This is a genomic window from Acetobacter sp. UBA5411 (genome assembly GCF_002409645.1).
In the GTDB taxonomy this organism is placed as follows: domain Bacteria; phylum Pseudomonadota; class Alphaproteobacteria; order Acetobacterales; family Acetobacteraceae; genus Acetobacter.
In genome coordinates, this window is the sequence record NZ_DHNR01000001.1 from 70,202 (window position 1) to 80,431 (window position 10,230).

The 10,230-nt window shown below is 54.2% G+C and carries 11 protein-coding genes; 7 read left to right on the forward strand and 4 right to left on the reverse strand.

The annotated features are described in order from the left end of the window. The first annotated feature begins 3 nt into the window (after positions 1-3). Together B3759_RS00325 and B3759_RS00330 are read left to right on the forward strand one after the other, a co-directional pair. On the forward strand, positions 4-1,317 hold the full coding sequence (locus tag B3759_RS00325) for a UDP-glucose dehydrogenase family protein (protein ID WP_099348418.1): 1,314 nt from the start codon (positions 4-6) through the stop codon (positions 1,315-1,317). Between the two features lie 143 nt (positions 1,318-1,460). Beyond that, positions 1,461-1,634, forward strand: coding sequence for a hypothetical protein (locus B3759_RS00330; RefSeq protein WP_291362548.1), 174 nt, complete (start codon positions 1,461-1,463; stop codon positions 1,632-1,634). 153 nt (positions 1,635-1,787) lie between these two features. Here the strand turns inward: B3759_RS00330 and B3759_RS00335 are convergent, their stop codons facing one another. Beyond that, positions 1,788-1,958: a hypothetical protein gene (locus tag B3759_RS00335; RefSeq protein WP_173573859.1), complete on the reverse strand. Its 171-nt coding sequence runs from the start codon at positions 1,956-1,958 to the stop codon at positions 1,788-1,790. Positions 1,959-2,350: 392 nt separating this feature from the next. Here B3759_RS00335 and B3759_RS00340 point away from each other — a divergent pair, with 392 nt between their 5' ends. The 3 genes from B3759_RS00340 to arfB all read left to right on the forward strand — a co-directional run bounded on the left by B3759_RS00340 (position 2,351) and on the right by arfB (position 4,423). Continuing rightward, positions 2,351-3,430: a hypothetical protein gene (locus tag B3759_RS00340; RefSeq protein ID WP_291362551.1), complete on the forward strand. Its 1,080-nt coding sequence runs from the start codon at positions 2,351-2,353 to the stop codon at positions 3,428-3,430. 117 nt (positions 3,431-3,547) lie between these two features. After that, positions 3,548-3,934 (forward strand): hypothetical protein, encoded by a 387-nt coding sequence (locus B3759_RS00345; protein WP_291362553.1) that lies wholly within the window; start codon positions 3,548-3,550, stop codon positions 3,932-3,934. 66 nt (positions 3,935-4,000) lie between these two features. Then, positions 4,001-4,423: an alternative ribosome rescue aminoacyl-tRNA hydrolase ArfB gene (gene arfB / locus B3759_RS00350; protein WP_291362555.1), complete on the forward strand. Its 423-nt coding sequence runs from the start codon at positions 4,001-4,003 to the stop codon at positions 4,421-4,423. A gap of 28 nt (positions 4,424-4,451) precedes the next feature. Here the strand turns inward: arfB and B3759_RS00355 are convergent, their stop codons facing one another. Next, on the reverse strand, positions 4,452-5,954 hold the full coding sequence (locus B3759_RS00355; protein ID WP_291362556.1) for a purine-cytosine permease family protein: 1,503 nt from the start codon (positions 5,952-5,954) through the stop codon (positions 4,452-4,454). A gap of 127 nt (positions 5,955-6,081) precedes the next feature. Here B3759_RS00355 and B3759_RS00360 point away from each other — a divergent pair, with 127 nt between their 5' ends. Next, positions 6,082-7,002, forward strand: a complete 921-nt coding sequence (locus tag B3759_RS00360; protein ID WP_291362604.1) for a LysR family transcriptional regulator — start codon at positions 6,082-6,084, stop codon at positions 7,000-7,002. Between the two features lie 18 nt (positions 7,003-7,020). On the opposite strand, the gene B3759_RS00365 is transcribed toward B3759_RS00360, so the two are convergent. Then, complete coding sequence (locus B3759_RS00365) at positions 7,021-9,072, reverse strand: TonB-dependent receptor plug domain-containing protein (RefSeq protein WP_291362558.1); 2,052 nt, start codon at positions 9,070-9,072, stop codon at positions 7,021-7,023. A 173-nt stretch (positions 9,073-9,245) separates the two neighbouring features. Here B3759_RS00365 and B3759_RS00370 point away from each other — a divergent pair, with 173 nt between their 5' ends. Then, a complete protein-coding gene (locus B3759_RS00370; protein ID WP_291362560.1) occupies positions 9,246-9,563 on the forward strand; it encodes a hypothetical protein in 318 nt (105 codons plus the stop codon). Positions 9,564-9,583: 20 nt separating this feature from the next. On the opposite strand, the gene B3759_RS00375 is transcribed toward B3759_RS00370, so the two are convergent. Then, positions 9,584-10,230: 2OG-Fe dioxygenase family protein (locus B3759_RS00375; protein WP_291362562.1), on the reverse strand; the 647-nt coding region annotated here is incomplete at its 5' end.

A 10,230-nucleotide genomic window follows, 5' to 3' on the forward strand; every position in this document is an offset into this window, starting at 1 on the left:
GCAATGATCGGGGGAGGCTATGTTGGCCTCGTTTCGGCTGCGTGTTTCGCGGAATTCGGAATTGAAGTGGCTGTGGTTGAAAACAGCCCGGCGCGACTGGCGGCTCTTCGCAAAGGCCAGATCCCTATCTATGAACCTGGTCTCGACAAGCTGGTCGAATCCAACATGCAGGCGGGTCGCCTGTCTTTCGGTGATGACATCGCCGCAGCAGTAAAAGACGCTGAAGCCGTGTTTATTGCTGTCGGCACGCCGCCGCGGAATGGCGATGGCGCAGCGGACATGCAGTATGTCCACGCAGCTGCGCAGCAGATCGCTCGTTCGCTGACCAACTATGCGGTTGTCGTGACAAAATCGACGGTTCCGGCTGGCACCAGCCGCCGTATCGCCGAGATCATCCGGGCCACGCGTCCTGATGCGGATTTTGACGTCGCATCCAATCCCGAGTTCCTGCGCGAAGGCAGCGCGATCGGTGACTTCATGCGTCCGGATCGTGTGATCATCGGTCTCGACAAGACGGCTCCGGATGGTGGCGCACGCGCTGAAGCGGTTATGCGGAAGGTCTATCGTCCGCTGTCCCTGATCGAAGCGCCGCTGCTCTTCACGACGCTGGAGACATCGGAACTCACGAAATACGCTTCCAACTCGTTCCTTGCGATGAAGATCTCCTTCATCAACGAGATGGCCAGCCTTTGTGAGAAGCTGGGTGCGGATGTGCACGATCTGGCCAAAGGTATGGGTCTTGATGGCCGTATCGGTCGCAAGTTCCTGCATCCGGGTCCGGGTTACGGCGGTTCCTGCTTCCCGAAGGACACGCTGGCCCTGTCGCGTATCGGTCAGGAGGCCGGAAGCCCGTGCCGTCTGGTCGAAACAACCGTACAGGTCAACGATGCCCGCAAGATCGGTATGGCCGGTCGCATTATCGCAGCCTGTGGTGGTTCGGCAGAAGGCAAGACGATTGCGATTCTGGGTCTGACTTTCAAGCCGGAAACCGACGATATGCGTGAGGCGCCGTCGATTCCCATCCTGCATCGTCTGGCGGAAGCTGGCGCGAAGCTGCGGGCGTTTGATCCGGTCGGCATGGAAGTGGCGGCTCCGATGATGCCGCCGACCACGACGTATTGCACCGATGCGCTCGACGCGGCCAAGGGCGCAGATGCGCTGGTGGTGCTGACAGAGTGGAATGTCTTCCGTGCGCTTGCTCCGAAGGCTCTTGTAGAGGCCATGAAAGGCAAGGTTGTCGTCGATCTGCGTAACATCTTCGATCCGGCGGCAATGCGGGCTGTTGGTCTGGACTATCAGTCGGTTGGCCGTCCCTGAGTTGAGTAAAGAGGGTCAGGGGAAACGCTTCATGCGCTCCCCTGATTGTCTCTTTCAGGCGGGGCAAATAATCTTGATATGACAGGAGACAGGATCTCCACTATCCTCGTATGTCCACAGATGGGTGTGCGAGGAGAAAGAACATGATGGAATGGCAGGGGCTGATCTCCATACTCATCGCAGTTTTCATGTTCTTCATTTTGCCGGTGATCCTAGGTTTTGCAATTGTGATCAGGGATGCGCGCTGGCAGGCTGAGCAATCCTGCTGTCCTAAACCTCGGCGTGTCATGTCGAAACAAGTTACCGTTTCCCGATAAGATAGAAATTTTCGTTGTGTATGGTGAGTGCGTAAAACCGCACTATGAGAGCAGTATATAATTTCTGCTTTTGAAACATAATATCAGCGTGATCAGTATAGTTTTTTGAAAAGTCAGGAGGCAGCGTTTGATGGCAGCCTCCTGATTTTGTTTTTATTTGTCAGTGGCACGATCGACTGCGCGACCTGCCTTCTCAAGCGGACCTTTCGGCGGATCGACAGTATCGCGCACTTTTTCACCAAAAGTCCGCTCGTGAGGTTTGCAGGCTGTCAGGCCAGCGCAGGCGACTGAGAGTGCAAGAAGAGCAAAGAGAGTAGAACGCATGAAAAGTCTCCTGTAGATTTTTGCAGAGCGTTCCAGACGGCATAAAGTTGCATTTTTCAAAGTGTTTTTTGTGAAAATGTAGCAGGAAAACGCTGGTAAAGAGGCTGACGGGAATTGTGACGTTCCATCACTTTCGAGAACATTCCAAAGCAAGTTTCCTGTGCCAGTTATCGGCCAGTTTTAAAAACGGAATCACTCGGTCCGTGTGTAAGGGACAGTTATAGAAAACCGGGTCATTGAGCCGCCGGTTATATGCCTGGAAATTATTCCTGATAAATTTATTTCATTTTAATATAAAGAATATTGCTGATGGTAAGTTTTATTTTTGGTCTCTGGACAGGTGGTTTTATTGGAATTTTTGTAAGTTTAATTTTTAATAAGTCATAATATACATGAAAAATCGTCTTCTGTTTATTTTGAAGTCCCGTGAAGGTCACTGGGGCTACGGTTCGCGTGAATCTGGTCTTTCAAATTCTGTCCGTTTTGTCGTGGACATGCTCAATGCAAATGGCATTGAAGCCCAATCCGTTGAAGTTGCAGATAACAATGCAATTGATCGGGAGGTAACAGCCTACAGACCAACGCATGTGATCATCGAGGCGTTCTGGGTTGTGCCGGAAAAATTCGATATCCTCAAAAAGCTGCATCCACAGGTTCAGTGGATCGTCAGAGATCACTCAGAAACGCCGTTTCTTGCCAATGAAGGCATCGCCTTTGGCTGGACCGTCGATTATCTGCAGCGTGGTGTTGAGGTCATGTGCAACGCACCGCGCGCCGTGTCGGACATGGCGGTTGTGGCAATGGGCTGTGGACTGGACCCGTCTGGCATTACCTATGGACCGAATGTTTATCCGGTCCCGCGCCTTTGTGACATCGCTCCTCATGCCCGTCAGCAGGGTGTCGTCAATATCGGCTGTTTCGGAGCTGTGCGCCCCCTAAAAAACCACATGACACAGGCGATCGCCGCTATTGCGTTTGCTGAGTCCATTGGCTCGGTTTTGCGCTTCCACATTAACGCAACGCGTGTGGAAGGGCAGGGAAGTCCCGTCCTGAAAAACCTGCGTGAACTCTTTGCAAGATCAGATCATGAACTGGTCGAGCATGGCTGGATGCCACATGCAGAGTTTCTGTCCGTGCTGTCCGGGATCGATATTCTCATGCAGGTTTCCTTTACGGAAACATTCAATATCGTCGCTGCCGATGCAATGGCCATGAGTGTTCCGGTGCTGGTATCATCCGAACTGCCGTGGATTGGTCATTACGCGCACCGAAATCCCACAGATGCCGCCGACATGGCGCAGGGTCTGTATGCGATCTGGAACGAAAATGAACATGAGCGTCTGAAACGACTTCTGAAACAGCGGCGTGACATGGAAGTCTATTGCGCCCGCTCTTCCGCGACATGGCAGCGTCGTTTCGGTGGAAAAGCCCGATTGGTCGGAATGGAAACGCAGGGCATGGCGGATGCCTGACTGGGCCTTGTTCTGCGGTCTGGGAGCGATCAGTGCAACACTCGTCAACGCTGGGCTGGTGAGTGTTTTCGTCTGGATCAGGAAGAAACAGGACCAGATATACTGGGATAAAAGGAAATGAGAGCATTCCTTTTACTCTGTATCCTGTGTCTGGGATGTGGAGGATGCACAACAATCCCCTCAGAAGCGCAGCATGAGCTGATCGGGGTTTCCCGTTCAGATCTTGTGGCATGCGCGGGCGTGCCTGATCAGGATGAAACAAGGGACAATCAGGAAGTCCTTGTCTGGAAAATTGAAAAATCAGGCAGCGGATCATTCTCCATTTCCGCTCCTCTCGATATTTCCATGACCATCAACACAAACGGCGCCTGCCATGTGATTGCCAGTGTGAGGGATGGCAAAGTCGCGCGAGTGGCTTATACCGGCCCTTCCTCAACATGGCAGGGGAAGGACGCGGCCTGCGCTCCCGTTTTGCGGGCCTGTGTTGCCTCTGCGGTAAAGTAGACAGCAATCATGCCGGGCGAGTTTCAAAGGGCCTGACCGGTAGGTGGAATTGGAAATGTTTACGGTATGAAACAGACTGTTCTGCCTGGCGTGGTCCTCGATGAGGACGACCTTGAAATCACCTATATTCTGGCTTCCGGCCCCGGTGGCCAGAACGTGAACAAGGTGGCGACGGCTGCCCAGTTGCGCTTCAATCTGCTCAATGCGCAGGGGATACCGGAACGTGTTCGTCTTAAGGCGCTGGAACTTGCGGGAGCGCGGGCGACTCGTGATGGTGCAATCGTCATCACGGGACGGCGCTTTCGCAGCCAGCAAAGAAACCGCGAAGATGTCATTCAGCGTCTGATCGAGTTGATCAGACAGGCCGCTCACCGCCCTGCATTTCGTGTTGCAACAAGACCGGGGCGCGCCGCCCGGCAGCGACGTCTGGATGGCAAGGCCCATCGGGCAGGCATCAAGCAGAATCGCAGGGTCCGGTCTGACGACTGATAGTCCAGTCAGTCGTCAGACTAAGAGTTTACTTCCACACATCATCCATGACGGGGACAGCCGAGGCTTCTGCCGGGACAGCGACCTGCATGGCCTTGAGATCAGCCTCGCTTTTCGCAATGGCAGTCTCTTCCGCCTTTAGATCAAGAGACCGGCTCAGCAACGCGTAGACGCTTCCGGACACGACCAGCCCGACCAGCCATCCGATGTCGACCCCGCCCAGCATCTGAGCGATTGGACCTGTGTAGATGTCAGGCAGAACGGCAAACGGAATGGTGACGATAAATCCGATTGCATAGGCCAGCAGACCGCGGGACTGCCACATGCCGTAGATACCGCCACCGGGCATGAAGAGATTTGTGATGGCGTAACGGCCTTTGCGAACCAGAAAGTAATCGACCAGATTGACCGCCGTCCACGGCACCAGCAGATACAGCATGACCGTCAGGGTCGCGAAAAGCAGTCCGATCGCATCGGACGGGCATTTCAGGGACAGACCCGTCCAGATTGCAGCAACGGCAATCACAGTCAGAATGCGAGCGTTTTTGGTCGGATTGAGCGGCCGGAAGGAGTCTATTCCGGTCAGAATGGTCAGCATGCAGCTATAGGCATTGAGCCCCATCGTGGCGATCAGCGCGGTGACGGAGGCGAGAGATACAATCGAACCGAAACCTGGAAAGACAGCGTCACCGGCCTGATGTAGGGCGACCAGTCCGTCGGAGGCGCCAAGACGGGTTGCAAGCCATGCTCCGAGCGTAATGAGCCAGATGGCGGAGGAAGAGGCTCCGAACATCACGGCCATGATAATGGAGGTCGGGCGGGTATTGCGCGGCAGATAGCGGGAATAGTCTGAAACGTATGGCGCATAAGTGATGTTGTAGCTGGCGCTGGCTGCGATCTGCCCGATGAAGGCCACCCAGCTGAAACCGACGATGGTCGGTGCACTGCCTCCTGCATGTCCGGTCAGGATGGCTCCTGTCAGAATGACATAGAGGGGTAGGGAGACGTAGAAGCACAGTTTGAAGATCGTATGCAGACAGTCATGGCCGTAGATGGCGAACAGGGCGGCGATAATGGCCATGACAATTGTGACTGCGGTGATGTTCCAGCCGAAGATCCCGTTCAGACCGGCGGAAAGCAGCACAGTGTCAACAACATTGAAGCCTATGAACGTGACCAGCGTCCCGATCAGCACGAGAGACACGCCCCGATAGCCGAACTGCGCCCGCGACTGGATCATCTGTGGCAGGCCGAGCTCCGCGCCTTGTGAAGCGTGAAACGCCATGAACAATGTGCCGAACAGGATTCCGATGACTCCGGCCAGTGCCGTGTAGCCAAGCGAGAGACCCATGCTGGGTCCGACAAATCCGATGGCGATTGTGAAGAACTGGAAATTGCCCAGAAACCAGAAAGGCCCCTGATCGGCTACGCGACCGTGGCGCTCGTTCTCGGGTACGTAATCGATGGAGCGGGTTTCAATCCCTCCCTGGCGGGAAGGTGTGTCTTGGGTGAGAGTCGGTGTGACTGACATCGAGTGCCCCTCTACGGGATGTCTGGGGGTAGAACGATTTGTATTCGTAATGATATGGTGGGCTTGTTGACAGGGCCAATTCAAAATCTAAGATTCAAACATTGATTGAAATCGATGTTTGGGTATCATGCTTGGTAGTCTCAGTGATCTGGACCTGCGTCTGATCCGTGTTTTTCTGGCGATTGTGGATGCCGGAGGAATTTCCACAGCGCAAAGCATCCTGAATGTCGGACAGTCCACAATCAGCACCCAGTTGGCGACATTGGAGACACGACTGGGCTTTCGGTTGTGTGAGCGGGGCCGGAGTGGGTTTCGGCTGACGGCCAAAGGCGAGCGCTTTACCGAACTGGCGCGTCATCTTGTGGGAGCTATTGAAGATTTCAGCGTTCAGGCCCGCAACATGGATCGTCGTCTTGTCGGCAGCCTGCGGATCGGGATTATCGGGCATACGCCGTTCAGTGAGAATATACGGATCAGTCAGGCCATTGCGCGCTTCAGGCAGCGTGACGAAGCCGTCAGGCTGGATATCCGCGTCTGTTCACCGGGCGAGCAGGAAGAGCGTTTGCTAAGCGGAACGCTCGATATAGCGATGGGATATTTCTGGCACCGGATTCCAAGTTTGCAGTTTACTCCACTTTTCATCGAAAGGCAGGTTGCTTACTGCGGCAGGGATCATCCGCTTTTTTCTCAGGCAGGGCAGATAACTCAGGCGGAGGCTTGGGAGTATGATTGGGGTTGGCGCACATACCCGCTCCCGCAATCGATCTTTTCAGAGAGTCCCAAATCCATCACGGCGACAGCGGACAACATGGAAGCCTTGGCCATGCTGGTCCTGTCCGGGCACCATCTGGCGTTTCTGCCACAGCATTTTGCCAGATCCTATGAGGAGCAGGGATTGATTGCTCCTCTGAATCCACAGGCGCTCCGGTATGATGTGACGTTTCATGCGGTTACCAGACAAAGGCAGAATCTTGGAGAGATACCAAAGGCTTTTCTGGAGGATCTCGCCAGCGTCCATCTTTCGGCGGTTCCGGAAATACTGTCGTAGTTTGAGGCTGGAAGCGGCTCAGAAACCTGCGGTCAGACCAGCAATAATGCGACGGTCAATTCTTAGACCGGACGTCTCCCGAAGGCGGGAATCACCAAGCTGCTGTCCGCTCAGTGACAGGAGGAAATGCTTGTCGATTTTCCAGCCGACACGGGCGTTGACGGTCACGAAGTCCTTCACTTTAACATTTTTCAGCTGGAGTGTGGAAAAGTCAGCTGTAACATCCTGATAGTGCGACTGCCATCTGGCGTGGGCGCTGAATTCCACCGGACCCAGCATATATTCAAACCCGCCAATGACTGTATTGACGGGTGTCTGCCGCTGGAAATTGATCATTGAAGATTTGTCAGGATCGCGGACCGATGCCATCGCGTAGCTCAGATCCCAGTGAAAATTAAAGTCGGTTTTGCCTTCCAGACGAATTTCTCCTCCAGCATCATCGACCCTGTTATAGTTTTTGGGAAACATTGTGATGGATGAAGGCGGTACGAAAGTATAATTTGATGCAAAGGGTGTTCCAAGCATATCGCTGGTGCGCTGGGCGAAAAGTGCAACGGATAGGCTACCGTTTAGTGGCTTGATACTATGCGAATAATTGAGACCCACATTGATTGTCGTCGAAGGGGCAAGTGAAGGATTGTTGATAACCGCGACCGGTCCAAGCATTGTTGATGGTGCAAAATCAAAAAGGGCGGGTAACTGGATGCCCCGGGCTGCATTCAGACCAAATGTACCCAGATCGCCTGCATCATAGCGAATACGACTGTTAAAGCTTGGCTCTATGTAATGTCGTGCGGCGGAAGCCGGAGCGTCTGACAGAATGGGGCTTCTGACGGAGGGAACAAGCAGGGAATCCACCCGAACGGCATTCGTTAAGGTGAGTTTCGGCAAGATCCGATAATCCCAGACAGCCGATCCTGCTGCCAGCATATCGCTTTCGCTGCCGATTTTCGTGCCTGCCTGTGCGCCGGAAAGAGTGGAATAACGATACTCCACTCCAAGACGCAGATCATTCTGATTATTGATTGAAATCGTATCAGAAAGCTGTGCAACAGTTGTTTCCAGATCATAGCCGAAGTCGATTGGAATCACGGTGCCAAAAGCAGCGATATTGTCAGTCGTTTTATTTGTAAATGAATTCTGATAAGCCCTGAATTCAACCAGACCCCAGTCAGTATCAGCAGCAAGACGCCCTTCAAGACTTTTCGACAGGGGGCGTGATGTAAAATAGCTGCCGATATCGAGCCAGAAAGGACTACGCTCCTGATCGATTGTGCCGGTCAGACCCCATTCGACGCGGGGAGAAATTTGCCCTCGCAATTCCAGAGCGGCGTTGATGTTGCTGGTCTGGGCAGGAACATCACGACGACTGCGGCGGTCATATTCGTCTGATCTCATCCCGTTGAGTGAAAGTTTTGCCGCGAAGGCGTCCGAGAACTTATGGGAAGCGACCAGCTCTCCGCCAAACCCGTTAAGACTACCGCCTTCGACATGAATGTAATTTTTGTTTTCGTGTTGCGGATCACGCGTGACGATGTTGATCACGCCGCCGGAAGCATTAAAGCCGTAAACAGCTGAATTTGGTCCCCGGATGACTTCAATCTGTCGAATGTCCCGAATGGAAACGGGAAGAGCGCCCCAGTCCGTATAGTTATAACCATCGAGATAGACCTGCCGCCCGTCGATAAGCACCAGCGTGCGGGAGCCGCCTGCGGCGTCATTTCCCCGGATCGAAACATTGGCGCCCAGAACGGAATAACGTCTGACGTCTACGCCGGGCACCATACGCAAGACTTCCGGCAGCGTCTGAGCGCCGGAGGTTCTGATCTGTTCGGCAGTGACGACCTGTATGTCGGTGGGTAGTTCACTGGCCCGTTGCGGCTTGCCGGTAGCTGAACTGGTTATGGGTTCATTGAAAAGTTTTTCGAACGTACTGTAATCGAGATTCTGGGCATGCGCGTAACGATCCGGAAAAACCAGAAGACCGACCGCCAGTGTCGTGCTGAAGGATAGCACGGACGAAAAACGTAGACACTGCCGGTTATGGCGCTTGATGGCACGCAACAACATTTAACCCACATTCAGACAATCGGCTGACTATGCCGGCGGCCTGATTACGGCTTGGTTAAAATGTTTCCTGAAAAACAGAGGAAAAACTGTTTGCAGGATGTGAATGGAAAACCGGATGCAATACAGTTACGTTTCAGGGCATTATACAGTGACGACACCAGAGAGGTAACCATATGGAAACGCAGCCGCCAGTGGCCCCATCGGATTCGGAAGCAGTTCAGAACGAGACGGCCCGCGACGCGGCAGGCATTTCAACAACTGATACCGCCGCTCCCTCAACGGTCCCGCCAAGTGACCCCATTCTGGTGGTAAAGCCGGGCGCTCCCGCTGCTGTAACGCCATCAGCGGCAGATGATGCCGCGAATAATGACAGGATGGACGCACCAGCTTTCAAGGAACTGGCCCAGATGGTCGGCGCGATGGTGTTTGTCGGACTTCTGACCGCAGCAGGATGGCACGCCGCCCATTACTCTGGAGCGTGGCCCTACTGACCCTGCTCGTTAGAAACGTGTCACTGGTGACGTAGCGTGACCACCAGTACATCGCGGAAAGCAGGCCGGTTCGGGTCGATCGGCTGAATTGGCGTGACGCCGTGATAGACCATGTGGTCATTCACGAAAGCCGCGTCCATAGGGCCGGTGAGGGTGAAACTGCCGACCTCTGCTCCCTGAAGGTCATGGATGCTGGTCGTCCCGTTCGCCACGTTCTCACGCTGCACCATCATGACAAGCACCCAGTCGACACCGTCCCGATGAAGACCTTCAGGGGTTGGCTGGCCGATCATTTCCCGTGCCGCTTCGATCCTGAACTGATGCACTTCTGCATGCCATGTTTCGGGCCGCTCGGTCTCAGGTGTCAGATCGGTCGCCAGTCGGTTGACCAGTGACAGCACCGCTTTCATGACCGGATGCTCGCCGATCCGTTTTTCAATCGGATCAAACCAGCGCTCAATGCCGCCATTTAGCGTATTGTAGTCGCGGCTCTGATAATGAGGCTGGTGCTTTTTCCGGATAATGCTGTTTTCTGACAGGGCAAACGTGGCATGGCGGCGTCTGCGGTAACGCCCCCCGTCAGCCATGTAGACATCCACACCCAGCCGCTGCCAGCTGGCGGCAAAGCTCTCCCAGTCCGTCATGCCGTAATATTCCAGCAGAGCAT

Excerpts from the sequence above, each read along its gene's own strand:
- B3759_RS00325 (WP_099348418.1), top strand. The coding sequence starts at position 4 with ATGATCGGGGGAGGCTATGTTGGCCTCGTTTCGGCTGCGTGTTTCGCG.
- B3759_RS00330 (WP_291362548.1), top strand. The coding sequence starts at position 1,461 with ATGATGGAATGGCAGGGGCTGATCTCCATACTCATCGCAGTTTTCATG.
- B3759_RS00335 (WP_173573859.1), bottom strand. The coding sequence starts at position 1,958 with ATGCGTTCTACTCTCTTTGCTCTTCTTGCACTCTCAGTCGCCTGCGCT.
- B3759_RS00340 (WP_291362551.1), top strand. The coding sequence starts at position 2,351 with ATGAAAAATCGTCTTCTGTTTATTTTGAAGTCCCGTGAAGGTCACTGG.
- B3759_RS00345 (WP_291362553.1), top strand. The coding sequence starts at position 3,548 with ATGAGAGCATTCCTTTTACTCTGTATCCTGTGTCTGGGATGTGGAGGA.
- arfB (WP_291362555.1), top strand. The coding sequence starts at position 4,001 with ATGAAACAGACTGTTCTGCCTGGCGTGGTCCTCGATGAGGACGACCTT.
- B3759_RS00355 (WP_291362556.1), bottom strand. The coding sequence starts at position 5,954 with ATGTCAGTCACACCGACTCTCACCCAAGACACACCTTCCCGCCAGGGA.
- B3759_RS00360 (WP_291362604.1), top strand. The coding sequence starts at position 6,082 with ATGCTTGGTAGTCTCAGTGATCTGGACCTGCGTCTGATCCGTGTTTTT.
- B3759_RS00365 (WP_291362558.1), bottom strand. The coding sequence starts at position 9,072 with ATGTTGTTGCGTGCCATCAAGCGCCATAACCGGCAGTGTCTACGTTTT.
- B3759_RS00370 (WP_291362560.1), top strand. The coding sequence starts at position 9,246 with ATGGAAACGCAGCCGCCAGTGGCCCCATCGGATTCGGAAGCAGTTCAG.